Annotated in this window: 14 protein-coding genes; 8 read left to right on the forward strand and 6 right to left on the reverse strand. The window is 58.7% G+C overall.

The features are described 5' to 3' along the window. Window positions 1–188 precede the first annotated feature (188 nt). The 6 genes from AC6H1L_RS19735 to AC6H1L_RS19760 all read left to right on the forward strand — a co-directional run bounded on the left by AC6H1L_RS19735 (window position 189) and on the right by AC6H1L_RS19760 (window position 10,544). A complete protein-coding gene (locus AC6H1L_RS19735) occupies window positions 189–3,563 on the forward strand; it encodes an ATP-binding protein (protein WP_497599164.1) in 3,375 nt (1,124 codons plus the stop codon). Between the two features lie 658 nt (window positions 3,564–4,221). Then, the gene (locus AC6H1L_RS19740) at window positions 4,222–4,803 is read left to right on the forward strand and encodes a VOC family protein (protein WP_497599165.1); all 582 of its coding nucleotides are present in this window, start codon (window positions 4,222–4,224) and stop codon (window positions 4,801–4,803) included. Then, window positions 4,800–5,450: a GNAT family N-acetyltransferase gene (locus AC6H1L_RS19745; RefSeq protein ID WP_497599166.1), complete on the forward strand. Its 651-nt coding sequence runs from the start codon at window positions 4,800–4,802 to the stop codon at window positions 5,448–5,450. The genes AC6H1L_RS19740 and AC6H1L_RS19745 overlap by 4 nt, the downstream gene beginning before the upstream one ends. Before the next feature lie 77 nt (window positions 5,451–5,527). Continuing rightward, complete coding sequence (locus AC6H1L_RS19750; protein ID WP_497599167.1) at window positions 5,528–6,196, forward strand: cyclase family protein; 669 nt, start codon at window positions 5,528–5,530, stop codon at window positions 6,194–6,196. A 264-nt stretch (window positions 6,197–6,460) separates the two neighbouring features. Then, window positions 6,461–7,573 (forward strand): agmatinase, encoded by a 1,113-nt coding sequence (gene speB / locus AC6H1L_RS19755; protein WP_497599168.1) that lies wholly within the window; start codon window positions 6,461–6,463, stop codon window positions 7,571–7,573. Between the two features lie 784 nt (window positions 7,574–8,357). Continuing rightward, window positions 8,358–10,544: a multicopper oxidase family protein gene (locus AC6H1L_RS19760; protein ID WP_497599169.1), complete on the forward strand. Its 2,187-nt coding sequence runs from the start codon at window positions 8,358–8,360 to the stop codon at window positions 10,542–10,544. Between the two features lie 376 nt (window positions 10,545–10,920). Here AC6H1L_RS19760 and AC6H1L_RS19765 read toward each other — a convergent pair whose 3' ends face one another. Beyond that, complete coding sequence (locus AC6H1L_RS19765) at window positions 10,921–13,518, reverse strand: glycoside hydrolase family 15 protein (protein WP_497599170.1); 2,598 nt, start codon at window positions 13,516–13,518, stop codon at window positions 10,921–10,923. A gap of 624 nt (window positions 13,519–14,142) precedes the next feature. Here AC6H1L_RS19765 and AC6H1L_RS19770 point away from each other — a divergent pair. Beyond that, window positions 14,143–14,910 (forward strand): cytidylate kinase-like family protein, encoded by a 768-nt coding sequence (locus AC6H1L_RS19770; protein ID WP_497599171.1) that lies wholly within the window; start codon window positions 14,143–14,145, stop codon window positions 14,908–14,910. A gap of 256 nt (window positions 14,911–15,166) precedes the next feature. Then, window positions 15,167–16,951, forward strand: a complete 1,785-nt coding sequence (locus tag AC6H1L_RS19775) for an MFS transporter (protein WP_497599172.1) — start codon at window positions 15,167–15,169, stop codon at window positions 16,949–16,951. Between the two features lie 146 nt (window positions 16,952–17,097). Here the strand turns inward: AC6H1L_RS19775 and AC6H1L_RS19780 are convergent, their stop codons facing one another. The 5 genes from AC6H1L_RS19780 to AC6H1L_RS19800 form a co-directional block, all read right to left on the reverse strand. After that, entirely contained in the window at window positions 17,098–20,262 is a 3,165-nt protein-coding gene (locus AC6H1L_RS19780) for an FtsX-like permease family protein (RefSeq protein ID WP_497599173.1), read from the reverse strand. Between the two features lie 25 nt (window positions 20,263–20,287). Further along, a complete protein-coding gene (locus tag AC6H1L_RS19785; protein WP_497599174.1) occupies window positions 20,288–21,040 on the reverse strand; it encodes an ABC transporter ATP-binding protein in 753 nt (250 codons plus the stop codon). 5 nt (window positions 21,041–21,045) lie between these two features. After that, window positions 21,046–22,005, reverse strand: a complete 960-nt coding sequence (locus AC6H1L_RS19790; RefSeq protein ID WP_497599175.1) for an ABC transporter ATP-binding protein — start codon at window positions 22,003–22,005, stop codon at window positions 21,046–21,048. Between the two features lie 31 nt (window positions 22,006–22,036). After that, the gene (locus AC6H1L_RS19795) at window positions 22,037–25,084 is read right to left on the reverse strand and encodes an FtsX-like permease family protein (protein WP_497599176.1); all 3,048 of its coding nucleotides are present in this window, start codon (window positions 25,082–25,084) and stop codon (window positions 22,037–22,039) included. Between the two features lie 385 nt (window positions 25,085–25,469). Next, complete coding sequence (locus AC6H1L_RS19800) at window positions 25,470–26,741, reverse strand: hypothetical protein (protein ID WP_497599177.1); 1,272 nt, start codon at window positions 26,739–26,741, stop codon at window positions 25,470–25,472. Window positions 26,742–26,935: the final 194 nt, after the last annotated feature.

Raw genomic sequence — 26,935 nt, forward strand, 5'->3', positions numbered from 1 at the left:
CGACGGAGCAGGGCGGCTGACTTCAGGCAGCAGAGCGAGCGCAGCAAGCGCTCTGCTAGCTTGGCTCTGAGAGAAGACCGTAGGAATGCTCTTGCAAACGCAAAGGGATAGGGATAGAGTTAAAAAGACGTTGGTTTTCGCAGTGCAGTGGAGGGATCATCGCAAGTAACAAGCGGCAGTGCGCGGCTATGAGCATGTCTTCCGGGCGATTGTTTTTCCGACTCCTTGGGGTGCCCGAGGTCCGTATCGCTGGGGCCCCGCTGGTTTTGCATCACCAGAAGGCGCAGGCGCTCCTCTACTATCTAGCGGCCTCTGAAAGCCCTCAACCACGTGAGCACCTGGCTGCCCTATTGTGGAGTGATGTGCCTGAAGATAATGCCCGTCATTCGCTGCGCTCAAATCTTTATGTGATTCGCCGTACACTTCAATCTCATGGCGTAGCTGAGGCCCTGGTCGTAGATGGTCCATATGTCTCGCTGGCTGAAGATTGGCTGATCTGCGACCTGCGCTGCTTTCGGCGTCTCATACAACAGGGAAGCGAGCAAGCCCTATCAGAAGCGGTTCAGCTCTATCGTGGGCGCCTACTGCAGGGCTTTACGCTCAGTGGGGCGCCCCTCTTCGACGAGTGGCTGCAGGCAGAAGAAGCGGCCCTCAGCCAGAGCTACCTGGCGGCGTTGCGTCGCCTGGCGACCTTTGCCGAGCAAGAAGGGCGCTGGGAGGAGGCCATCGCCTATCTGCAGCGCCTGATCCAGGAAGATCCTTTCTCTGAGGCTGATCAGCGGCGCCTGATTGACCTGTATCTGCGCTCTAACTCTGTCGGACGGGCATGGCTCCAGTATGCTCAATATGAGAAGCTCTTACAGCAAGAGCTGGGCCTCTCGCCCCCTGCTGATCTGCAGGAGCGCATGCGGGAGGTATTGACGAAACATCGGGGGACTGGTCGCTGTGGAGGGGTTCAGGCTGGCCAGACAGGGGGAGGACGATCTGGACCTGGAGGACAGGCGTGGCCTTTTGTGGGGCGTGAGGAGCCGCTTGGCCATCTGCTGAAGCTGGCCAGACAGGTGGCGGCGACTGGCCAGGGGGCGACGGTCCTGATCCAGGGCGAGGATGGCAGTGGCAAGACACGCTTGTTAGATGAATTGGTGGTACGCCTTGAAGCGCTCTCTGAAGGTTGGATTGTTCTGCGCGGGGCCTGTTCGCCATTTGATGAGTTGCTGGCCTATGGTCCTTTTTTGGAGGCCCTTCAGGGACTAGGGCTAGATCCTCTCTCCGATACACTAACAGCAGTCTCGCCTCCTCTCGGCAACGCTTTGCCAGAAGGCCAGGGGCGCTTCATGTGGTCGCTCTGGCAGACACTGCGCTCCCTGGCGCGCACAGCTCCACTGCTTTTAGCGATTGATGACCTCCATTGGGCCAATAGCTCAACTTTGCAGCTTTTTGGTTTTCTCGCTGTGCGTGTCCATCAGCTCCCCGTGCTGCTCATTGGTACCAGCTCCTCGATTGAGCTGGTGCCGGCCTTGCAGCGCTTGCTAACTCTTGGACGTCGGCATGGGTATGTCCAGGTGCTGGGACTGGGGCCCCTGACACAGGAGGCTGTCACTGCTCTGGTTCAGTCTCTGCGCATTGTGACCTTGCCGGCGGCTTCAACCTTCCCTTCTTGGTTGTATGAGCGCTCGGGGGGGAGTCCGTTTGTCTTGTTGGAACTGCTACGCCAGCTTCAGGCCGATGAGGTGCTCTCCGAGAGTGAGGGAGGGCTACGACTGGATGTGCGACGCTGGCTACGCTGGCGGGCCATGCACGCTCTCCCTGAGACCGCTTACGATTTGGTGCTCTGGCGTTTGATTGATCTTGATGCCGAGGCCCGCATGTTGCTGGAGGTCCTGGCTGTGGCCAATCAGCCAGTGCCCGTGCCGCTCCTGCAAGCTATGCCTGAGATGCGTAATATCCATATCATGTCTGTGATTGAGCAACTCCTCTGGCGCGGTCTGCTCGTTGAAGCCGCCCCCCGCTGCTATGGTCTCTCGCATGCGCTCTTGCGCGAAGCGGTAATGCATCGCCTCAGCCAGGTGCGGGCAGAGCAGATTCATCGCGAGCTGGCGGCGATGTTGGAGCGCTGTCCTGCGCTGCAGCCAGATGTTTCGCGGCGGCAGATTGCCTTGCATGCCGTGAGGGGGGGCGATAGCGAGCGCGCCCGCCGCTATGGACTCCAGATGTTGGATGAGCTGGTACGTGAAAATGTGAGTACTGAGGCGGCCCTTTTCTTACAGCAGCTCTATGATCTGATAGCGCCGGCGGCGGCTTTGGAGGAGGAGCTACGCCTGACAGCAGCCTTGGGGCAGGTCTACCGCGCGCTGGGGCAGCTCCAGCAGGCGGCTGGCTGGTACCGCCGCTATTTGATGCTGGCGCGCCAGCTTGATGATCGGGTAGCCTGGAAAAGCGCCTATTTCGAGCTGGGGGAGCTGGCGCTCATTATGAACGATTACCGGGAAGCTATCGCCTGCGCTGAAGCCGGGTTAGCGGTCCCTGATCCCCCCGAAGAGAGCAAGCGAACGCCACTGATGGCCGCCGGTCAGCGCCTGCTGGGGGCGGCGCTGGCTATGGAAGGCAGCAACCTCGCTGCGGCTGAGACGCATCTCTGCGAGGCGGCGCGCGCTCTACGTCAATCTGGTAATCTGAGCGATCTCTGCGCCACCCTCTTTGAGCTAGGGAATATTGCGGCTCAGTATGGCAATTTGCGTCAGGCCCTGCGCTTCTATAGAGAGTCTGCTGAAATCGCTCGCAAGGCACATAACTATTATTTTCTGGCTTTATCATATAATAACGATGCATATCATCGATTGCTCCTGGGAGAGGTTGAGGAAGCGAAAAGGTCTTTGGCCGAGGGACGCCGCATAGCTGAGACGTATGAGCTACTGGGAGCATTGCTCCATCTTTCCAGTACACAGGGGGAGCTCCATCTTTACCTGGGAGAGTGGCAGGCTGCAAAGGAGGTCTTTAGTCAGGGGTTGGACCTGGCTGAAGACCTTGGCAATCTCGAACGGCAGGCCGGCTATCGGGCAGGCCTGGCTCTATGCGCGCGTAGTGAAGGGCGCCTAGAAGAAGCAACCGCCCTGTTGGAGGAGGCCCTCGCACTCATCGATGATCATGGCTATCACCATCTGCGGACGCGCCTGCAGCTCTGGCTGGCTGAGATCTGGCTCCTCCGCTCTCAGCCTTCCACGGCAGTCCCCTATCTCGAAGTTGCTCTGGCCACGGCTCGGGAACAGCAGCGTCGTCTGCTGGCCATCCGGGCTGCGGCTCTTTGGGCCTGGTATCTCGCGGAAAGTGGTTTGTGGGAAGAGGCTGAGCAGCGCTTTGGCGAGCTAGAGAAGGAGGCAGAGGCGCTAGAGCTAGCGCTAGAGCGAGCACGTATCCAGGTTCTGCGGGTCCGGGCTGCGTGGCGAGCGGGATCGATTGCGCAGCGAGAGCAAGCGGCTGGTATCCTGCGAGAGGCTCAGCGGGTATTAGAGCAATATCAAGCACGGGGCGAGCTGGCCCAGCTGCCTCTCGCGGCGACATTTTAAGTCTGGCCGAGCAATGACGCTGCGTTGACAGTCGGGGCCTATGCTAAGTAATGGCAGCTTGCCAAACGCGCGCGGATGGCCACTAGCTGCATCTCGTGTTGGCCCGAGCGAGAGCGGCGGGGCTTTCCGCGCGCGGCTTGCCTTGGTTGCTTTGTCCGTGGCTCTCCGTGTAAGAAAGTGCCTGTGGGGTGATAGCCAAAGCGCACCACTGCTCAGCGAGCAGTCAAGGCGCAGAGGCTGGCATCACACGCGAGCTGCATAGCATTCCTCAACGGCGATAAGGACAGTCACCTGTTTGCTCCTGTCTGCTCTCTCTGGAGAGCTAGACGCTCCTCTAACTGACGCCCTCAATGGTCCTGGGTATGTTACATGGACAGGGCTTGTGCTCTCTCTGGTCGCGAGATCGCCACCGCAGTAGACGAGGATCTCAGCAGAGCGAGGCTGACTTACCTGAGCAAGGACTATGCTGCGGCTACCCTGCTTTTCTGTCCGAGGCGTGTGCTCTGCTCAGAGCCGGCTGGGCTTGAAGACTCTGGCCAAACAAGAGGGCAGCGGCTAAGCTGACATAGTTAACCTCGCAAGTCATCTTTGTATGTGAGAAAATAATATAGCAAGCCAGTAGCTAAGACGAGATTGCGCTAGTCAGGGAAAGAGAGACATGGCAAAGATTCAAGTACAAGGAGTGCACCATATCACCTTTGTCGGCTCGAACCGCGAGGCCATCATTGAGTTTTACCGGGACTTTCTAGGCATGCCCCTCATTATGGAGCAGCCCAATCTTGATGTGCCGGAGGAAACCCATCTCTACTTTGACGCTGGAGATGGGCGCCTGATCACGTTCTTTGTCCGACCGGACCGTGCCAATGATCCGACGCCCAACCCTGAAGGCGTTGGCAATCTGCACCATTTGGCCTTCACGGTCTCGCGAGCCACCTATAACCAGATCGCTCAGCGCCTCAACGAACGCGGCATCTGGAACACAGGCAACATCGATCGCGGCTTTATGGATTCGATCTACTTCCGCGATCCGAACGGGCAGCTATTGGAGATGGCTTGCTATAAGTTCGAGCCGCCGCAGGGCTATACCATTGCTGATGTATTGGCGACGGCCCATAAGCTACGTATAGCTGCAGGAGCGTACAATATTCAAGAGGAGCATTTAGCTGAGGCGATTGCCGAACTCAGTCAGCGACGCGCGCCATCGCTAGTGGAAGAGGGAGCGGAGGCGCGCACGCGATGAGTCACGCGTCTGCTTCTGAGGTGCAGCACACAGGGACGTTTTGGGTCCTCGATCTTGATCGCCCGATCATAACCAGCTCGCCGGCCCGGTTGCCAGCCGAACTGCAGCGTGTTGGCCCGGAGCGCGCGGAGGAGCTGGCGGCAGCAATGGGAGTAGCCAGGGCTGCTGTCTTAGAGCGCTTCGCGCGTGGGCGTCAATGTTACGCCGCCTACCTGGGGGACGGAAAGGTCCTGGCCTCGTATGGCTGGGTCTCCTTTGATCAAGAAGAGATCGGTGAGTTGGGACTCAGCATTCGCCTCAGTGCGGGGAGAGCCTATATTTGGGATTGCGCCACCCTGCCGCCATACCGTGGCCAGCGGCTCTATCCGGCACTGCTTATCTACATAGCAAGGGTATTACAACAGCAGGGGCTGCGCCGCCTTTGGATCGGGGCGGATGCCAGTAATTATGCCTCGCGGCGCGGCATCGAGGTTGCTGGCTTCCAGGCGGTGGCCGATGTGACGCGCATCGTGGTCGGCAGAACCCAGACGCGCTATCTGCTTCGCCGTTGGCCAGGCGTGTCAGAGGAGGTACTGCAAGATCTCCGTCAGTCCCTCTCGCAGGCGGTTGAGCTGGTTGCTCCAGAAGATGAGAGCCGCTCGGCCTGAGCGCGAGCAGGCGAAGGGCAAGGAAGCGGGAGCCGTCCAGGTCGCCAAGTAGTGAGGAACGGCAATCAGCAACTGGCATGCGAAAGGAGGGAAAGGTCAGCCTGATGCAGTTTATCGACCTTTCTCACGCGATAGAGCAGGGGATGACGATTTTCCCTGGTGATCCTGAGCCGCGCATTGAGCCGGTGGAGATTGAACCTCCCTGGCAGGTGTCGCGTCTCTTGCTTGGGACACATACCGGCACGCATATTGACGCTGCTTCGCATCTCATACCGGAGGGTAAGACCATTACGCAGTACCCTCCTGAGCGCTTCCTGCTGACGGGTATTGTGATCCCCCTGGAGGGATGTGGAGAAGATACATCGATCGAGGCGGAGGCGCTCCGGCCTCATTTGAAGGCGCTACCAGCGGGCGGAGCGGCGCTGCTGCGTACTGGCTGGGACCTCTATTGGAAGAGTGAGCGCTACTTGCGTCACCCTTATCTCTCTCTAGAGGCTGCACGCCTGCTTGTTGAGGCCGGAGCTTCGCTTGTAGGGATCGATGCCCTCAGCGTTGATTCCAGCGTCCAGGGTACTCAGCATGCCCACGCCACCTTGCTTGGCAATGACGTGCTCATTGTCGAAAATCTGACGCGCCTGGACCGGTTAGCCAGCGGGGTCGTCTATCACTGTTCCTTCCTACCCTTGCCGTTGCGCGGCCTGGATGGCTCTCCAGTACGCGCCTTGGCCTGGCGTACTGCCCCGTAAGCGCCGATCTGGCGGCCTGCTCTACAGTAGCCAGATAGAGAGTGGTACAACGAGAGCGGGCCAGTCAGACCGGCGCTGCTGCCTGCAATGCAGCGCTGGCTCTTGATAGCGCTCGGTCCTTATAGATCGATTGCTTGATCACTTGACAATTTGGTTTAAGGAAAGGATGGCATTCAGTTGGTGGAGAGCGGTAACAACCACGGCGCTGGATCATCAAAAGCGTCTCAGAGACTGCAGAGAGAAGACCTGCGAGGGACATGGGCCATGCGCTGGCAGGCTCAGCACAGCGCAGAGTCGGAGGTCGCTTTAAGGCGTGAGCAGGCACGGGGCTGCGGGCTGGAGGCAGCGGCCAGCATTGAGGATCGCAGCCTCACGCTCTTTCGACGCGAGCCGTGGACACTGGGCGGGGGAACAGGGGAGGCTACTTTTCTGCAGGTGCCTTTTCTGCGAGATATGCAGCAGCTTGGGGGGCAGGATGTCGTCTTTGTGGGTGCCCCCTTGGATAGCGGTACCACCTGCCGTCCAGGGGCCCGCTTTGGTCCGGCCGCCATTCGACGCGCTTCCGCCCTCAGCTATGGCTACAATCCCGAGCGTGGCGTTGATCTCCATGAGTCCCTTGTGATGGTCGATGCCGGCGATATTCAGGTCATTCCCGCCAACATCGAAAAGAGCTTTGATCAGATCACGTCTGCTCTCAGCTATATCGTTAAACGTGGAGCCTTTCCCGTTGTCCTTGGCGGCGATCACTCCATCGGCTATGCCACCATACGCGGGGTCGCTCCGCACGTCGATGGCAAATTAGGCGTAATCCACTTCGATCGGCATAGTGACCTCAGTGCGCGCACCTACGACGAGCGCATGCATGCTTCGCCTTTCTTTCATGCTACAGCTCTGCCCAATGTGCCCCCAACCAACCTTGTGCAGATCGGGATCGGCGGCTGGACCGGCTCCAAGAAAGGCATGCGCCTGGCCTATGAGCGGCAAGTGACGGTGATCACCCTGGATGACATTGAGCACTACGGCATTGAGCGCGTAATGGAGTATGCGCTAGAGGTGGCCTGGAAAGGGGCAAGCGCGGTCTGGCTCTCCTTCGATATCGATGTTGTGGACCCGGCCTTTGCGCCCGGGACAGGGACCCCCGAGCCGGGGGGACTGCTGCCACGTGAGGTCTTCAGAATGGTACGTCTGGCAGCGCGTGAAGGTCTCCGGGGTATGGAGCTGGTGGAGGTCGCCCCACCCTATGATGTCGCTGATCTCACGGCCCTGCTTGCTGGGCGGATCATTATGGAAGTGTTGGGGACCTTAGTGGTAGAGGGGAAACTTGGGCGTTGGCGCAAAGCGGCAGGCGGAACCGGGCCAGGCTCCCAGCCAGACTAGTTGTTGCTGCCAGGTATGCTTCTATCAGAGGAGCAGTGTTCTCCGCTCACTGCAGAGGGCAATGGCGTGCGGTGTTGCTCCTTTTTGGGGGGATAGCCATTTATGGCTATTGCTCCGGGAAGGCTCGTGAAGAGAAGGGAACATCTTTTGAGCGGCTGGAGCGAGGCAGGAACTATGTCTGACTCATTTTCGCTTACGAGAAGGGCATAGCGTGCCAGGGAGATCGTGTCTGACAGTTCTCTGCATAAGCAGTACTCCTTGACAGCAGGCGACCCTCTTTCTTATCCTCTCATTAGAGGGTCTGCGGACCTCAGACTCTCTGGACGGACCGGGGTCAGTCAGGGAAAGCAAGGATGAGCTTCCTGGCTGATCTGCCTTGGAAGGCGTCAAAAGCTTGTCTACCCAGTGGGCAGAAGTCGTAGCTATTGTGTCATCCTCACCATAGCATGCCACCAAGCGGAAAGGAATTCGCAAGACTATCCCCGAGAGAACAGAGAAGCCAGAAAGAAGCAAGACAACAGCTCTTCACGTTCAGCGGCGTGGCCGTCCTCTGGAAGCTGGCCTTGTAGAGGACATACAAGACTGGCCAGCTCTCCTGGCCCCCAAGACATCAGTCTGCCTGTCCCGCTCCTAGCTACTGCTCGATGTGTTCCTATCCTCTTTGAGCAGGTTGAGGGAGGCTGCAGGCCTATACACTCCTGTTGTGTATTTGTACAGCAATCCCCTGTAGTGCGTCTTGCAAAGAACTTGCCATCGACACGTCCTTTGGAAAGGAGCATCGGCTATGACGACTCGCAGGCAGCTACTTAAGATGGGGGCTGTCCTGGGTCTCGGGAGCTTGCTGCCGCTCTCGCTCTCGATGGCTTCGCGCGTCTCCGCTTCGGTGCGGGTTGCCCAAACACCCTTGCCAGGGGCCGAGATCCCCCAGTTTGTTGAACCGCTGCCCACTTTTGCTGGTGCCCGGGTCAGCGGCTCGCATTTTCAAGTACGCATCGTCGAATTTCAGCAGCGCATTTTACCAGCCAGTCTCTATGCCCGCCTTCGCCCGCCATTCAACGCCGGAACCTATGTCTGGGGCTATCAGGTAGATGGGCGTCCACCGCACTACCCTGGTTACACAGTCGAGGCGCGCCACGGGGTCCCAATGGTGGTAACCTATGTCAATGCGCTGCCGTTGGCGGAGCAATCGAAGCTCTTGCCGCTGCTCACCGTTGATCAGACCATTCACTGGGCTGATCCACAAGAGCAGATGGGATCGATGGAACCGTTTGTCGGGGCCTTTCCGGTGGTGGTCCATCTCCACGGAGGAGAAAACTCTTCTGCCTTCGATGGGGCCCCTGAAGCCTGGTTTACCGCCGATGGCCGACATGGCAAGGGCTACAGTACTTACCTGCCGACAGCCCCAAATGCTGCAGTCTATTGGTATCCCAACCAGCAACCGGCGACAACGCTGTGGTTTCATGATCACACCTTGGGGGTCACCCGGCTGACACTTTTCTCTGGGTTGGCGGCTTTTTATCTGATCCGTGATGCCTATGATACAGGGCAGCCAAACAATCCCCTTGGCCTGCCGGCTGGCGCTCACGAGATCGAACTGATGATCCAGGATCGCCAGTTCGACACGCGTGGCCAGTTACTCTTTCCCGATGGAACACCCCCTGATCAGCCTACAGGCCTGAACGGACCACCGCCCAATCCCTCAATCCATCCCTATTGGATACCCGAGTTCTTTGGCGATGTCATTGTCGTCAACGGCAAGGCCTGGCCGTATCTCAATGTGGAGCCACGGCGCTATCGTTTTCGCTTCCTAAATGCATCTAATGCTCGATTTTTCCAGATGCGCCTGATAGAGGCCAGAACTGAGGAGCCGGGGCCGATCTTCTGGCAGATTGGAACCGATGGGGGGCTGCTAGATAGGCCAGTAAAGCTCAATGATCCTCAAGACCCGGCGTCTCCGGCGCTCTTGCTGGCTCCGGGCGAGCGCGCCGATGTACTCATCGACTTTGCGCCCTATGCTGGTCGCACCTTGCTTTTGACCAACAGTGCGCCAGCTCCTTTTCCCGACGGTGACCCGCCTGATCCGGCCACCACTGGGCGGGTCATGCAAATCCGGGTCGCATGGCCTCTGAAGGAACCCGACACGACCTACGATCCGGCCCACGGTCTGCCTCTGCGAGGATGGCTCAATCGACCACCCGCTATTGTGCGTCTGGCCAACCCTACAACAGGGACACTGGCCGCTGGTGTCAAACCGGAGGCCAAGAGGTTGCTGGTGCTTGTAGAGGTCGAGGGACCAGGCGGGCCTGTTGAGGTGCTGCTCAACAATACCAAGTGGAGTGGCGTACGCGAAGGGAGCCAGGAGCCAGTTTCGGGAGCGCACCTCGATAGGCAGGGGCAAGGCTTTTACTTGACCGAGCTTCCGCGCGTTGGGGCAACCGAGATTTGGGAGATCGCCAATCTCACGGAGGATGCTCATCCTATCCACATTCATCTTGTTCAGTTCCAGCTACTCAATCGCCAGGCGCTGGATGTCGACGGCTATCGAGCGCATTACGACTCACTCTTTCCTGGCGGGACCTATAACGGCCTCCGATCAGACGGTTCCTGGGGGCCGATACAGTATCCACCGGGGGTTTTTATTCCGGGCTACGGTCCTCCATTGCCCTATAGTCGCCCGAACGCTGCCGGCGCTCTGGGAGGCAATCCCGATATCACCCCATATTTGCGCGGCCCGCTGAGCCTGCCTGAGCCGGGTGAGAACGGATGGAAAGATACTATCAGGGCCTACCCAGGCCAGGTCACACGCCTGGTAGTGCGCTGGGCGCCGATCACAACGCCGGTCGATGGTGTCAGGCCGGGCCAGAATCTCTACCCCTTTGACCCTACCCGCGGGCCGGGCTATGTCTGGCACTGTCACATCCTCGATCACGAAGATAACGAGATGATGCGTCCCTATCTGCTCGCTCCCTAGCTTGGGCGTCGCCGTACTCAGCTTCCCAGGCACCAGACGGCCAACGCTCGCACTTCGGCTCTCCCTATCCAGTTTCAACCCTTTGGACAGTCACCAGCGGAGCTGCATTAATAGGGAAGCGAAAGGAAAGAGGAGGGAAGGGTGAGGGAAAATGTAGGCAAGACGTGGGCGCCGGTCCCTCAGCCCTTCCCTACCAGGGCCAACTGTGCTCGTTGGGGAAGGGGGAAAATTCTGGGATAGATAGCCCTCTCCAATCAGGCGCAGCCGCCTCTGTCTGAGCGAGCAGATAACCCTGAGCTAGCCAGAGTAGAGCGCAGCCAAGAGAGCGAGCTGCTGACTGACCACGCGGCCAATGCCCTCGGGCCGGTTCTGGCCTTCAAGCGGTGATGGGTACATTCCAGTTCCCGCCTCCATTGTTGTCCCAGTTATTAGCATCGTCATGGAAAGCGAAATTGATCTGGGTAGCGTCGGTTGGCACGCTAATCGTCACCTGCCAGAACCCATCGTTGCGCTTTACCAGGGCGGCATCGGGCGGAATATGCTGCCAGCCATTCTCTCCCCAGCGGATATAGACATGGGTATGTGAGGCCAGCCAGCCGTTATAGTAGATCGTCAGGGCCTTACCTGGATGAAGCTGGTTGGGATCGTAGTCGACCACCCAGCCGCTATGCGGTTGATAGGCATTCGTCACATAACGACTGTAAGTGATGGAAGGCAGATCCATCACGCGGTGATTGGCCTGCGAGAAGAGCAGCACAATATACTCGCCCATCGCCCAGTTGAGCGGATTCATCGACTTAGTCGGTGTCCCGGGAGTATAGCCACTGGGAGCGGCCACATCCCAGATCTGTTCGGGAATCATCCCTGATGAATTGGCCGCCGCCATCAACGCGCTCAAGTAGAGATCGGCGTCGCCCCCTGCGGCCACGGTATAGATACCGCGCTCCGCAGTGAGCACCGGCCACAGGCGGCCAATTCCCGTACCGTTATAGTTCGAGCCATCGCTATGCTCGCCATAGCCATCGTGGTTGTAGCGGAACCAGTAGGGATAGCCATTGATCGTCTCTTTAAGAGTGGCGTCGACCACCGGCAGCGAGAGCGTAATATAGGGCGAATCGGCTGGCATAACCCCCAGGCGCACCAGCTCCAAGAAGCCGGCATCGACGATTGTCCGCTCATCGTAGGTGCCGCCGCCGTTGGCAATCGTCAGAGACGCGCCATCGTTAGGATTGCCATTACCGTCGATACGCTCGAAGTAGTAGCCTCCTCCCAGCGGGCCAGTCGTCGTGAACGTCCAGTTTTGCACCATCCCCTGATAGTAATCGGCAGCATTGGTATAGCGTGTCTGATCGGTCGTATCGCCGTTGATGCGGGCGATGTCGGCGGCGCAGAGCAGGCCGGCAATCTCAGCGGCGATCGTCGAAGGACTATAGCCGGCGTTCTCTTCCCAACGCTCCTGGCCGGTACGCGGGCCATTGTTCAGGATATAGTCGGCGGCCTTCTTGATATGATTCACGAACGTACTATTATCGGTCACTCCCAGCTTCCAGGCCAGGATAATCGGGAAAGCCTGCTCATCCATCTGGATACCATTCCAATAGGGCGTCCCGTTGACATAGCTATTCTGAGGGAAGTGACCGTCTGACTGCTGCTGGGTATTAAAGGCCCACTGGACAGCGCGCAGGGCATCAGCACGATCGCCAGCTACGATCAAAGCACTGGCGATCTTGTACATATCGCGTTCCCAGACCAGATGATAGCCAGCATCGCTATCGCCGTTCGTGTCGCCCCAGGGTACGCCCAGGCCGGCCACAAAGGCCCCCGTCTGCTTATCCTGAGAGGCCTTCAGCACATTGGCCGCTAAGTAGTACTCTTGCTGCCGGGCCTGCTGGATGGCTGTCGAACTGCCCACCGCTGGCGGACTTGTGAGACTATTATCGAAGCTATTCCACTGGGCTACGTAGGTCGCCAGCATATTCGACGTATCACTCAGGGTCGCATTGAGCGTCTGCTCGGCGACTGTAGTCGCTGACGTACTCCCGCTGGTCTGACCGAAGGAGAGCACCAGATTGAAAGTGAGCGAAGTAGCCGTACTCGTATTGATGCTGCCGCCGTTCGAGAGATCGAGCAAACCCATCTGGGCGGTGTTGCCATTACTAGCCAGGCTATACGTATAAGTCATCGTATAGTCAGGACAACTGGTGCTACCACAGTTGCTGGAGGCCTTCAAATCGGTCCAGCCATCGTTAACGCCCACAAAGCCTGAGCTGGTCATACCTGAGACATAGGGAATTGAGGCGGCCAGCGCGCTGGCATAGTTGCCGGAACTATCGGTCGTCACCAGCATCGTCCGCCCGTTATAGCTCTGAGTTGAGCTGGTATTGTTGTTGCCGGCATTGTGGATGGCTGGATTATAGAGGACATAGAGCAGATAATTAGCCAGCGTCCCGCTGAGAGCGGTAAAGGTGACCTGCTGAATCAGCGAATTGCGGGCGGGATCAGTATAAATAATCTTAGTAATGCGGTAGCGCCCGCTCTTAGCGGTATTTGTAACCTGCCAGGCCAGCGAATGCGCATTATAGAGCTGGACACTGGAAGTGGTAGCGACCTTCTCCTCATCAACCCAGGTATGGCCACTGTCGCCAATGAGGAACTGCAGATCGGTAGTGTTAGCAGTATCGGCGGTTGGGAAAAAGACCTCGCTGATGATACCGTTGAAGCCGGTGAACCAGACATCGCTGACGGTATTGGCAGCGGTGCCCAAAAAAGCCTTATTCGATGGGGCCCAGATCGAGGAGTAACCTGGCCCATTGGGGGCAGTGCCTGCCGCCTGCACCTGATGAGGACCCCCGGCAAAAAGCAGCGCCCAGACCAGCAACAACGCTAGCAAGCCAGAGCGTCTGCCACGTAAGAACCGGGCAGCGTGCCAGGCCACAGAATGGGGAGAGATCGCATCATGCATCGTACTGCCCATAGCGTTTCTCCTTTGCTTGCTCGGCTTTAATAGGTCAAACGGTCGTCTCTGACTGACATCAACGGCCCAAGCCGCTCTCAGCTCCGAGCGGCGACCTCAAGGGTGGCTACCTCTTGCCTCCCTGACACGCTTCAGTAAGAGCAACAATCATGCCAACTTCTGTGTAACACACTGGGCGCCGCGGCTCTGCAAGGCCTGCACTCAGCAGCAAACGAGCGCGCAGAACACAAGGCGGCTCGGCAACACCGCGATGGTGCCCAAGACAGAGGGGAAAGATAACAGCTAAGGAGGCCAAAGAGCGCCTGCTCAACGCTAAGATGGTATGGTCCCGGCCCTCCTCCTGCAGGCAGACAGACAGGCCTTCCCGCTCTAGCCGGGCTTAATCTCCCTCGCCTTTGCCTGGCTGGGGTCAAGAGACCACTGCACTGATCTCCCTTACCCGTTCCCCCTTGCTGTCACACTCCTTATCTGCAGGAATCGCTCTCCCCGCTGACCTTGATCATTTAGTTTGAATGTAGTATAGTTGGTTAGTGAGATAATTTGAATATCAAATTAAGGCTGGTCGCTTTCGAGTGCTGGTGCGAGGGCAGCGTCGGCGCAGCGGCCAGGTCAAGGAGGCAGGCTATGAGTGGAGAAGCTGGCATCATTAACCAGATGAGAGCTGTGACCATCTCGCGCGAATATGGCAGCGGTGGCGGTGAAATTGCCAAAAGATTGGCTGAGCGGCTTGGCTGGCATCTAGTGGATCATGAAGTTGTGGTTCAGGTAGCGCGGGAGCTAGGAGTCAGCGAAGAAGAAGCAGCAGCGCGCGATGAGCACGTTGAGAGTTTGCTCTCGCGCATCCTCACCAGCATGCAAGGCATTGCGCCGGCGGTCTATCCGGCCATCTATGACGAGAGCACGCCGGTGGCGCTCTTTACCAATCCTGAAGAATACCGTGAAGCCGTCAATCGCGTCATCAAAGGAGCCTTCGCCGTTGGGCACGTCGTCATCGTGGGACGTGGGGCCCAGGTTGTGCTAGGCGATCGACGCGATGTCCTGCATGTGCGCATAGTCGCCTCGCTAGAAAGGCGCATTCCTTACGTCATGCGCCGCGAAGGCCTTGATGAACATGCGGCCCGCTCGCGTATCCAGAGCAAAGACCATGATCGTGAGCGCTATCTCCAGAGCGAGTATCGGCGCCATCCCGCCGATGCCCATCTCTATGATCTGGTGCTGAATACCGATGTACTCGATCTGGATAGCGTCGTTGATCTGATCGTGCTGGCACTGGAGCGCAAAGCGCGCCGCCTGGGTGTGCCTGAGCAAGAGCTTGGGCCAGGGGCAGGCCTGCCCCCCTACAGTGGGCGCCCTGGCGACCTGCGCCCACCATACCAGACCAGCGCCAGATGAGACAGCAGGCAGGAGCCTCCTACGCCGAGGGGGTGGGTGGGACGCAAGATCCTCTTGAGAGGCCTGTCAAATCCAATAGGCAGCCCACAAAGGCGCTAGGGCGGTGCGCTAAACCATTGAGCCAGGCGTGGATTGGCCTGCCGGGCTGGCGAGCAGCCCCCAGCGGCCTTTTTCTCTAATCGATTTATTCATGAAGTGAAATATATTAACGCGTAAGAAGAGAGTCTATATCAGGAAGAAGGTGAGCGATAGCGGTATGGCACGGAGCGAGACGTTACAGCAACAAGTTCGAGTAAGCACAGAGCGGCCCCAGCTCAGCCCACACTACAAGTGGATAGCCCTCTCCAATACCACGCTCGGTATGTTGATGGCCACCATCAACTCGAGTATTCTACTAATTGCCCTCCCGGCGATTTTCACCGGAATCGGCATCAATCCGCTGGCGCCTGGGGAGACCAACTATTTCCTCTGGCTGCTGCTGGGCTACATGGTAGTCACAGCTACCCTTCTGGTGACCCTTGGACGCATCTCCGACATGTTCGGGCGCGTCCGCATGTACAACCTGGGATTTGCCATCTTCACTCTAGGGAGCATTCTGCTCTTTTTGACGCCGGGCAAAGGCAACACAGCGGCCCTGGAACTGATCATCTTTCGCCTGATCCAGGGCGTTGGAGGCGGCTTCCTGTTTGCCAATAGCACAGCTATTCTAACCGACGCCTTTCCGCCGCATCAGCGGGGCATGGCGATGGGCATCAACCAGATCGCCTCGATACTCGGCTCCATCATTGGCCTCATTCTAGGAGGCATTCTCGCCACCATCGATTGGCGAGTGGTCTTTCTCGTCAGTGTGCCTTTTGGGCTGTTCGGGACGGTCTGGGCCTACTGGATGCTGCGCGAGACAGCAACCATTCGCGGCCATCAAAAGATCGACTGGCTGGGCAACATTACCTTTGCGCTCGGCCTAACCATCTTGCTCATTGGCATCACCTACGGCCTCGAACCTTACGGCAATCAGCCGATGGGCTGGACCAATCCCCTGGTCATTCTAGCCATTGTAGTAGGGATCATCTTGCTGGTGGCCTTCGTCTTTGTTGAGCTGCATGTCAGCGATCCCATGTTCCGCCTGGACCTGTTCAAGATCCGCATGTTCACCGCGGGCAACCTGAGCAGTCTGCTGGCCAGCATTGCGCGTGGCGGCCTGCAGTTCATGTTGATCATCTGGTTGCAGGGTATCTGGCTGCCGCTGCATGGCTACAGCTTTGAAGAAACACCGCTCTGGGCCGGCATCTATATGCTGCCCCTCATGATCGGCTTCATCGCCTTTGGTCCCCTGAGTGGCTGGTTATCCGACCGCTTTGGGGCTCGTCTCTTCTCAACGCTGGGCATGGTTATCCAGGCGCTTGGCTTTCTGCTCTTGACGTTCCTGCCTGCCAACTTCAATTATATCTGGTTCGCGCTGATTCTGCTGCTGATGGGCATTGGGCAAGGAATGTTTGCCGCCCCAAATACGACAGCCATTATGAACAGCGTGCCGGCGGACAGGCGCGGCGTGGCCTCGGGCATGCGCTCGACCTTCCAGAACTCGGCCACAGTCATGAGTATTGGCATCTTCTTTAGTGTGGTCACGATTGGTCTGGCCACGGCCCTCCCCCCAGCGCTCTCCTCGGGCCTGACCGCTGCTGGCGTGCCTGCTGCTGTAGCGGAGAAAATCGCCCATCTGCCACCTACCTCGGCCCTCTTTGCCGCCTTCCTGGGCTACAACCCGATGGCCACCTTGCTGCCACCGGCAGTCTTGCAGCACATTGCACCGGCGCAGCGCGCCCATTTACTGGGGAAGATGTTCTTTCCCAATCTGATCGCCTCCCCGTTCATGGTTGGCCTACGCTCGGTCTTCTACCTCTCGCTCGTGCTCTGCCTGGTGGCCGCTGTCGCATCGCTGCTACGTGGCCGGCGCTATATCCACGACATCGAGGCTGGCAGCGCCAACGCGGGCGAAACTCCGCCGGTCGTGGCCTCACGCCAGCAGGGAAGTGACGAGTAAAGCAGGCGGAAGAAAACGGGCGCCAACGAAAACGCAGTGTGAGCGCGAGACGAGACAAGGCACCATTGCCGCTCTCGTCTCGCCTCCAGATTTCCTTTCTTCCGTTCTGGCTTGAGCCTACTCACCAGTGGAGGGCGACTGCGATTCTAATCCTCGTTCAAGCGCAAGGTACGAGCCACCGTCAGACGCGTCACCAGGCTCACAGTTATGACCAGCGCGAGCAGACAGATCATGACCAATCCTGCGAGCAGCGCTAACAGCGCAGGCGGAAAAACTAGCTGGACTGCAGGTACGCGCTGCGAGACATAAAGCGCCGTGCCAGAGGGATCGCTACCTGGTCCGCTGCTCGGGGCCCCAGTGAAGATCAGAGCCGGCACCACTAACCAGGCAAGCACAAAGCCGAAGAACGTTCCCAAGACGATTGCTCCCAGGTAGATGAGACCTTGCTCCCAGGCGAGCACGGCTGCAAGCTGGCGCCTACTGCTGCCCAGAGCGCGAAGGACAGCGAACTGCAGCAGTCGACTACGCGTGCTCTGCCAGGAAGCCAACAGGTTCCCCACGAAGGCGAGCACGAGAGCCGAGATCACACCGCAGGTCAAAATCCCCAGAAGATCCAGATAGAGTGGCTCGTAGCGCAGCTCCTCCAACAGAGCGCGGCGATCAAAGACCTGGGTCAGCTCTACATCGCTGTTGGTTAGCAGAGAACGCAAACGCAGCAGAGCGGGCGCGTCCTCCGAAGTACGCAGCCACACATAATTGAGCGGCAGCAGATCGCTACCGGCAGCCAGGGCCGGACCTTCAAAGACGGCCGCGTAGGTCTGATAGTCGACCAGCACCCCACCAGCAGGAACCTCGTTGGCTGCATTCCCCTGCGGACTGGAGAGCACAGTAGGAATGGCCTGTACCTGGCCGACTACGACGAAAGAGGTCTCGATCGGTGGCGAACCGGGTGTCACCGTCACCGTCAGAACCAGACTTGAGCCATTGGAGAGATGCAGCGATTGGGCGGCGGCCTCATCGATGATGGCCGGTACCAGATGATGCGCCTCCCCCCAGTCACGGCGTGCCTGCAAAAGCGCCATCAACGTGGGCAATGCGGGGTCGGAGCCTTGCCGCGGCCAGAGCGCCACCTGTGGGAAGGTTGAACTATCGACAGCGCGCAGCGCAATAGGAAGCTGAAGCGCACCGCCGGCGAGGCCTGTCGTGGCGAAACCCAACGAAGCCGCCAGCACCCCTGGCAAATGGCGATATTCGGCAGTCAGATCAGCCAGATCGTCAAGGCGTCCCGGAAAGGCCAGAGGCCCACTGAAATCGGCTCCCACCGTATAGACCGAAACATCGATCGCCCGCTGTGTCTGTGAACTGAGAAAAACCAGACTAAAAACAGCAAAGGCTGTCGCCAGGGTCAGCAGCAGGGTCATACGGGCCGACTGCCGCGGAGCGCGCGCCAGATAAGCCACTGCCAGAAGAGAAGCGGCGCCGCGCCTCCTGGCAGCCAGCTTGCTCGCCAGCGTCAGCAACTGTGGCAACAGACGCAGAAAGAGCAGGATAGCTGCCAATAGTAAGCACACTGCTCCGAGCAGGGAGAGGGGAGAGAGCAGGAGCAGGCGCAAGCGGGCATCGAGCACATTACTATTCACAAAATAGGCAGAGAGGCCGTAGCCGGCAAGCATCAGGAGCAGGGCCACGATATCCAGATGGAGGCGGCGCCAGAGCGGCCGCTGAGAAGTCCGGGCCGTTTCTCGGCGCAAACTGACGATAGTTGAGCGCAGAGGGTGCCACAGGGCCATAAGCAAGGCTGCCAGCCCAGCCAGCGCGGTAACCGAAGCTGGCCAGCCCAGGGCAGGCAGGAGCGCGCGCCAATCCTCGGCCAGCAGGCTCAACACACTCGGGCTATTGCCTGGGAGCAGACGAGCTGCCAGCCATTGTACCAGCAAACCGGAGCCCACGAGACCTATCAGCAAGGCCAGTATGCTCAAGACCAGCCCCTGCAAAGCAAACATCCCAAAGATCTGACTGCGACTCAGGCCTCGGCTGCGCAGCACAGCGATCGTTTCGCTCTGGCGATCAACCAGCAAATGAGAGATCATGCTGACAAAGAAGAGCAGCAAAGCCGTAATGAGGACCAGCAGAGCGCTAATCGGAATGCGCACCAGCGCAAGGCGGCTCTGGTACTGGGTGAGGATATCGGAGGGCAGAAAAGCCGTCGTACCCATGACAAACGGCTCTTGCGTCAGCGGATCAGGGCTCTCCTCGGAGCTACGGTTGGCCACATCGAGCTGCAAGCTATGCACACCGGAGGTAATCGCTGAGAGCTGGTCGATCGTGATCCGCGCTGGCTGTAGCTCGTAGAGCCAGCAAAGAACTGGTTGGATTGTGAGGGGAACAGGGTTGTTCTCGTCCTGCAATTGCTGATAGAAACTGTCGAGCACCGTAATCAACGTAGTGGTATCGGCTAGCGCGGTATAGTCGGCCCCCTCACCATTGAGGCCTAGCCCCTGGTGATCCGCACTCAGAAAAGCCTCCTGACGCCAGAAAGGATCTTCATCCAGGCTGAGGCCGTGATAGCGATTCGCAAAAATACCTGTAACCTGAAGGGTGAGCGTACGGACGCGGCGCAGCTCAAAGGGGACATTGCCGGGCAGCCCAGGAAAATTATAGACAAGCTGAATAGCCAGGGTTTCACCGACATGAACCTGCCAGCGCTGGGCCTCCTGCTGACTGAGGGCGATAGCCAGACTCGCCCCAGTAGGAGTAACCTGGCGCCGAGCCTGAGCCGGCGTCAGTGCTGGCGGCAGGCGCCCCTCTATCAGGGTGAGATGCTGAGCGGCCTGGCTCATCGGCTGCGTAAAAAGAGCCAGGTCATCGACCGCCGGATTCAGGCGTCGACCGTCGCGCGCGATCACCTTTTGCCAGGGGACATCAAGCGAGAGATGCAAAGACCCGACATAGGGACCAAGATACTGCTGGACCTCCTGATCGATGGAACGAGTGATGCTGTCCAACAGAGCAGCGTTGATCTGCTGGGTCGTAGCCTGCACGATCACCGCGCGGTTTTGCGGGCTTGCCAACAGCACTGTCCGCAGGCCTGCCGTCATAGCGACTGTTGAATAGAGCGGCCCTGCAGCCACGATCATTACGGCAACCAGCATACCCAGCCAGACGGCTGCCAGTAAGCCGCGGTTGCTACGTGCACGCCAGAAGGCCAGGCGTAGAACGGAAGGGAAACGGTCTAACCAGCCGGGCCGTGGGGGGGCGGGCGGCTGCGGCGCGGGTCTCCACACAGGCGAATGGCTCTCAGTCGTGGCCATCGACTTCTACCTCCTCTGCTCACGGCTACCGACCTGGCTGGCGTAAAGTACCATCCGAGATTTCAAGCACGCGGTCAGCCAGGGGAACAGCCTCGGGATCATGGGTAGCCATAAGCAGGCCAATGCCGCGCTCATGGGCCACCTCGCGCAGCAACTGCATCATCGCCCGGGCGGTCGTCGTATCCAGGTTGCCCGTTGGCTCATCTGCCACCAGGAAACGTGGCTCATGTACCAGAGCGCGAGCCAGAGCCACCCGTTGCTGTTCGCCGCCGGACAGCTCAAGGCCACGATGGCGCAAACGGTGAGCCAGCCCAACACGCTCCAGAGCCGCTTGCGCTCGTTGGCGGCGCTCCCCAGGCTCCATATGGACCAGCCGCAGCGGCACCTCAACATTCTCTAGAGCTGTCAAAGATGGGAAAAGATGAGCGTTCTGGAAGACCATACCGACAGCTTCACGTCGCAAGCGAGCGCGGGCCTGTTCTTTCAGGCGACGCAGGCGCTGCCCAAGCAGGATTACCTCGCCTTCCGTTGGATCATCAAGGCCAACCAGGATATTGAGCAGCGTCGTCTTACCAGAGCCGGAGCGCCCACGCAAGACCACAAACTCTCCAGGCTCGATGCGCAGCGTCACCCCACGCAGCGCCTGGACCACGCTATTTCCACTGCGAAACTCACGTCGTACATTGTATGCCTCGACTACGGCTGGCGCTGGCAGTGACGTCTGAAAAGCCCGCCCGCTCTTCAGGGGCTGCTGATCAAAATCCAACTGCTGTTCCATCAGCCCTATTCCTCCCTTAGCTCGGCGCTATTGGTTTTCTGCGTTGCCTCGCCCTTGAGCAAGCTACCGACGGGCCAGAGTTCCACGTGATCGCTGGCTATCACCACCTCAGCGCGGCCATGAAAAGGAATGCGCTCCAAAGCCTCCTTGGGAAGCTGCAGCCGTCCCACGCGATCGATCAGCACCGACTCACGATGCGTTTCACTGGGCAAAGCGATCACGGCACTAGCGGAAGGCATGTGCCTGGGAACGCCTGACAGAGGTGCCTCACGGCGTACCGTCTCCGTACTTGTACGGCCATCGCGAATAGCGATCACCCGGTCCACATTGGCGGCCAGCGTCGGATCGTGGGTGACCAGCAGAATAGTCAAGCCCAACTCCTGATTCAGACGGCGCAGGAGCCGGAGAATCTCCGCCGCCGTCTGGGTATCCAGCTCCCCCGTTGGCTCATCGGCCAGCAGTACCTGGGGCCGGTTGGCAAGCGCAACGGCGATCGCGACCCGTTGCTGCTCACCACCAGAGATCTGGGCAGGCAAGCGCTGGGCTGCCTCTTCCAGCCCAATCAGGCGCAACAGCTCCCGGGCGCGCCGCAGGCGCTCGCGGCGGCCCACCCCGCATAAAAGCTGCGGCAACTCGATATTCTCCTGCAGGTTCAGCTCAGGCAGCAGATTGCGCCCACTCTGCTGCCAAACATGCCCAACCACGAAGCGTCGATAGAACAGACGCTGACGCTCACTCAGGCGAGCGAGATCATAGCCAGCTACCAGACAACGCCCAGCACTGGGACTGTCGAGTCCCCCCAAGATATTGAGCAGCGTGGTCTTGCCCGAACCAGAGACCCCCACCAGAGCCAGCATCTCGCCGGGCAGAACCTCCAGATCTAGCCCCTGGAGAGCCACCACCTCCAGATCCGCCACCTTATAGATCTTAACCAGATTATCGCAAATAATGACCGGTGACGTCATAAGGACTCCTTCATATTGCAACTCACCTCACCTAATCCTCGCTGACGCGCAGCGTGTGGCTCAGCGCTGGGCTCGAGACCGTACGCATCATCACGCCTAATGCGAGCAAGAAGAGTCCCAGCAAGAAAGCCGGGATCATGGGGAGCCAGGCAGGTATAGTGAGTTGCACGGGCGGCATGCTTTGCGCCACGTACAAAGCGTCAGATGAAATAGTCATTGGCGCCGTGCCACTGCTGGCAGTAAAAACCAGCGTAGGCACCGTCAGCCAGGAGAACAAGGCTCCGAGGCCGATGCCGAGCAAGAGAGCAGACACATAGATCAAGAGTTGCTCCCAAGCCAGAGTTGCGACAAGCTGGAGTGGGCTGCCACCGAGCGCCCGCAGCACCGCAAAGGTCGTCAGACGACTGCGCACATTCAACCAAGAGGCCGTCAGACTCCCGAACAGAGCCAGCAGCAGCGCGCTGGAGGCGCCAATCGTCAGCACACCGGCCAGATCCACATAAGGAGGGGCATGCAGGAAACTAGAGCGCAGCGCGCGCCGATCAAGCAGTCCTGAAAGCGCCAGAGGCCCTCTGCTGAGCTGCTGACGCAGCTCAGTCAGTTGGGCATCATCGTCCACGGTTCTCAGCCAGACATAATTGAGCGGAGCTTCCTGAGCGACGAACGCCGGCTGAAACCGCTGCTGCAGGATTGCAACAAGAGTGCGATAGTCGACCAATACGCCGCCTGCGGGAATGTCCGCACTGGCCAAGTCGCCCGCTGAGGAGGACGAGATAATTGTCGGGATAGCATCGACTGTCGCTACATCCAGCAAAGCGAGAGAGAGATGATTATCGATAGTACTCAGCGTAAAGGTCTTATGCGGTGAAAGCTGCAGAGAGCGCGCAGCATTGATATCGACAATGGCGGGCACGACCTTCGTCGTCAGCGCACTGGGGCGAGCGGCCACCAGCGCCTGCATCAGCGAAGAAAGCGGCATGGCGGAATCCGCCCGCGTCCACTGAGCCGTATGAATAAATGTCTCGGCATCAACAGCCCGCAGCGCAATCGAAATACTCTGGCTGCTGCCACCTGCCAGCGTCGTTGCCAGACCGAGCGAAGCAGACAGCACGCCTGGAAGTTGCTGATAGCGCGCCGTCAGCCTGGCCAGGTCCTGGGGGGAATAAACCTGCGGAAGCGCGCCGCTCATATCAGCCCCAACCTGAAAAGCGCTACTATCATCGCTACGCTGCAGCTCTGAAGCCAGCAGCACCTGTGTAAACAGCAGACAGGCAGTTGCCAGCGCCAATAACAAGGACATGCGCAGCGACTGGCGGGGGGCACGTGCCATCTGGGTCAAGGCCAACAAAGGAGCCAGGCCCCGCTGGCGGGCCGTCAGGCGGGCAGCAACATCGATTAAGAAAGGTAAAATACGCATAATTAGCAAGAGGAGAGAGAGGCCCAAGAAGGCGGTGCCTACCAGAGTAAGCGGCGTCAACAGAATCAAGCGCGTGCGGGCATCAAGTAAATCCGACCGTGTCAGATAGAGTGCCACACCATAGCCGGGCAGCATCAGCAGAGCGGCCACCATATCGAGATGGAGGCGCTGCCAAAGGGGGCTTTGGCTGGCGCGGGCAGCCTCGCGACGAAGAGTGAGCACATCGTAACGTGTGGCCCGGGCGATCGTCAGCGCCATCGTCAGCAAGCCCACCAGGGATGCGGCCAGAGCATAGCCGCTAAGCGAAAGCAGCGTTTGCAGCGGCTCGGACATGAGCAATCGGTGAGTGATCAGCTCGCTGTCGGGCAGGAGCACATGAGCCAGACTAATCACCAGACCAAAGGCCAGAAGTGGCCCCCCGATCAGGGCCAGCACCGTCAGGAGCAGAGCTTGAACCAGAAACATGCCAGTGACCTGCAAACGGCTCGCGCCTCGGCTCCGCAAGATAGCTACTGCTTCCCTTTGGCGCTCGACCAGCAGAGTGGTCATGACCCCCACAAAGAAGAGCACCAGGGCAAGGACCAACGCGACCAGAGCAAAGAGGGGGATCGTCGCCGCGCTCACCTGATCGAAGAAATCATACAGGGCGTCGCTAGGTACATTAACCTGCAGATTCTCTATCAAAGGTGGCACGTGCAGAGCAGGATTATTGATAATATCGCTTTCCACACGATTGATGTTTGTAAACAGCAGACCGAGATCACCGATTCTGACCTTCTGCGGATCAAGCTGGTAAAGCCAGGAAAGAGAAAAAGGCTCCTCAAGGGAAAGACCCCGTGTCTGCTGACTGAAGCGATCAAAGAGAGCGAGCAAGCTCTCAGTGGTTGTGAGAACCGTCGATTGTAGACCCAGTTGCTGGCCAATACTGGCACCACGCGGGACCGTTGTGAAAGTCGCGCCTTGCCAGAACGAAGGATCAACCTCGGCTGAAAAGACTCCCACCACGCGCAAAGTAACATTGCGCACAATACGCTCAAGAGGGATCTTCACATAAGCAAACTGTGCGATAAAAAGCGAGCCGAGTTGAGCCTTCAGCGCACTGGCCTCCTGGGCGGAGAGCGCAATCTCCAGGACATTGGAAGAAGAGGGTAACTGAGCCTGGGGAAAGCGGCCTGCCAGCAAAGAAGCGTGAGCAGCCAGGCTAGCAGCAGGCTTAGCCACAAGCTGCACCTCGCTACCACTCACCGTCTGAGTGCGCTGATCCACAAGCGGGACGAGAGGGGTGGTGATAGAGAGACTAGCCGTGCTCAGATAGCTCCCCAGCAAGCGTTGAAGCTCCCGGTCGAGCAGAGCGGAGACATGGTCAAGTCCGGAGACAGAGAGCTGTTCAGCGTTACTCTGTACCAAAATATCGGCACTCTGAGGATGGGAGCGGAAAGTCTCCTGCAACCCGAGGGAGAGAGTCAGAGCGGAGTAAAGAGGCACGGTACACAGCAGCATCACCGCCACCAGCAGGCCGAGCGCCGTCATAGCAAGCAGGCCCCAGCTACGGCGCAGGCGCCAGAAAGCCAGCCTCACAAAGGAGCGCGAGGCAGCTTCCCCCCTCTTACCGCCGCTGGAAGCGGGACCAGTGGAGTGCAAAGCGGGTAGAAAGCGAGCCATATTCTTTCCTTCCCCGGGAGATGCTGGACAGCAGGCAGTGCGGGCATGGCCAGCAGAACGGTCAAGGGCAGCCTCCTTCTCCCTGGTGACCATAGAGGGACAGGCGAGCCCAGGTGAGCGCTCCATCTGTCCAAGAAAGGATTACATCAGGCAGGCGTGAGAGCAGTAGACCGTCCTGGGGACATGAGAGCTACCCTGCTGCCTCTCTATAGAGGAAAACGAATAAGTGGGCCGGAAGTCGCAGGCATGTGATTACAGGAGGCAAGGACTGGCGGATCAGCTCGCTTGTACTGCTATGGAATATAACAAGAGATTAAGTACTATTTTAGTAATAAATTCGGGAAAGATAAGCAGGTGAGGGAAGGTCTCCCTCACCTGCCAGGGACTAGTGAGCAACACTCAGCAGTTCATGGAGCACATAGTCGAGGTGAGCGATTTCAGGCTCCTTAGCAGCGGGAGAAGTCTTCAGCTGAGCAGAGAGTTGCTGAATGCGCTCGACATTGACTGCTGAACGGATCGCGAAAGCCTGGGGAACGACCTCAGCCAGGATAGAGGCGGCCATAGTCTGCAGGCCGATGGAGGCATAGGCCGAGGCCTCCAGGATCTCGCCATAGAGATTGCGGCGCTTAAAAGCTGGATCAGGCCGGCGCATATCCAGCTCAGCCAGAGCATCGCGGGGGCGAGCCAGACGTAGTAAGGCGGCAGCACGATCGAGATGGAAACGATCGCTATTCATGTGCAAATGGAAGCGGTCGGCCGCGGCCTGAGCGTTGGGGAGAGCGCTGGCAGCCTTATCGAAGCGGCGCAGGGCGGCGCAACGCTCCTGCTCAGTGCTTGCCAGACTGGCATGGGCTAGCGCGCTCTGGATCAAGATCGCGGGCACCAGGGCTGGTTCACAGCGCGACAGCAAGGCCTCAGCCTGCAAACAATCCTGGAGGCTGCGCGCCGGATCATGGGCATCCAGGTAGGTTGCCCCACGGCGGAAGAGCGCCTCAGCCTCCAGGGAAGAATCACCAAGGGCGCGAGCCTGCTGAAGCGCGCAGGTCAGCTCCTCTGCAGAATCCTCAAAGAGGCAGAGGTCGCGCAGCAAGTTACCATAGATCAGGTGGAAGCCAATCGCCAGAGCGCAGGCCTCCGAGTACTGAGGTTCGCGCATAAAGGGGAGCTGGCGGTAGAGCTGGTTCAGCGTAGCCTCCATGCGCGCCATACTGTGGAAAGCGGTATCGAAATGGTTCTGATCCCAGAACTGCTCCAGTTCGGCTCGGGCGCTGGCAAGGTCAATAGCACCAGCGCGAGTAGCCGGAAGAGGAGAGCCGAGGACCCGTGGCCCTCCAGTAGGGGAGCTGTCGGCTGGCGAGGAGGCTGAGGCCTCACTCGGTGGCTCCGCCAGCCCCATGAGGAGCGGCGGGATGCCTAGCAGCTTCACCAGCGTGCGACGGCGGGAGATTGAATCGAGGCCCATGTCTGTGTTCTCCATTTTACGCACCGTGATCTCACTCAGGTTCAAAACAAGGCCCAGGTCGCGCTGCGACCAGGACCAGCCACTGCTCTTTTGCAATCGCTCCCGAAAGTACTTGGTTACCTGGCCTGGACGCGGAAAGCCCTCCGAATCGGCTGCGAAGGGTGGGTAGCCCATCCGCTCCCACCACGTGTTCATGACTGCCCCTCCTTTAGATAGACGAATATTCATAGCTATTCTTAAAAATTGATCCTTATAGGAGACTTGCTAGTAGTATAGGACATCTTAAATAGATAGTCAATATCCGAATGATTAACCACAAAAATGGTTGGAAATAAAAGATGAATCAGATGTCACTATAATGTGATTCACCTCTCATCTTATAATGAGAA

Source organism: Thermogemmatispora argillosa, from assembly GCF_059696725.1.

Excerpts from the sequence above, each read along its gene's own strand:
- speB (WP_497599168.1), top strand. The coding sequence starts at position 6,461 with ATGCGCTGGCAGGCTCAGCACAGCGCAGAGTCGGAGGTCGCTTTAAGG.
- AC6H1L_RS19800 (WP_497599177.1), bottom strand. The coding sequence starts at position 26,741 with ATGAACACGTGGTGGGAGCGGATGGGCTACCCACCCTTCGCAGCCGAT.
- AC6H1L_RS19760 (WP_497599169.1), top strand. The coding sequence starts at position 8,358 with ATGACGACTCGCAGGCAGCTACTTAAGATGGGGGCTGTCCTGGGTCTC.
- AC6H1L_RS19735 (WP_497599164.1), top strand. The coding sequence starts at position 189 with ATGAGCATGTCTTCCGGGCGATTGTTTTTCCGACTCCTTGGGGTGCCC.
- AC6H1L_RS19750 (WP_497599167.1), top strand. The coding sequence starts at position 5,528 with ATGCGAAAGGAGGGAAAGGTCAGCCTGATGCAGTTTATCGACCTTTCT.
- AC6H1L_RS19795 (WP_497599176.1), bottom strand. The coding sequence starts at position 25,084 with ATGGCTCGCTTTCTACCCGCTTTGCACTCCACTGGTCCCGCTTCCAGC.
- AC6H1L_RS19740 (WP_497599165.1), top strand. The coding sequence starts at position 4,222 with ATGGCAAAGATTCAAGTACAAGGAGTGCACCATATCACCTTTGTCGGC.
- AC6H1L_RS19785 (WP_497599174.1), bottom strand. The coding sequence starts at position 21,040 with ATGGAACAGCAGTTGGATTTTGATCAGCAGCCCCTGAAGAGCGGGCGG.
- AC6H1L_RS19780 (WP_497599173.1), bottom strand. The coding sequence starts at position 20,262 with ATGGCCACGACTGAGAGCCATTCGCCTGTGTGGAGACCCGCGCCGCAG.
- AC6H1L_RS19790 (WP_497599175.1), bottom strand. The coding sequence starts at position 22,005 with ATGACGTCACCGGTCATTATTTGCGATAATCTGGTTAAGATCTATAAG.
- AC6H1L_RS19775 (WP_497599172.1), top strand. The coding sequence starts at position 15,167 with ATGGCACGGAGCGAGACGTTACAGCAACAAGTTCGAGTAAGCACAGAG.
- AC6H1L_RS19745 (WP_497599166.1), top strand. The coding sequence starts at position 4,800 with ATGAGTCACGCGTCTGCTTCTGAGGTGCAGCACACAGGGACGTTTTGG.
- AC6H1L_RS19765 (WP_497599170.1), bottom strand. The coding sequence starts at position 13,518 with ATGGGCAGTACGATGCATGATGCGATCTCTCCCCATTCTGTGGCCTGG.
- AC6H1L_RS19770 (WP_497599171.1), top strand. The coding sequence starts at position 14,143 with ATGAGTGGAGAAGCTGGCATCATTAACCAGATGAGAGCTGTGACCATC.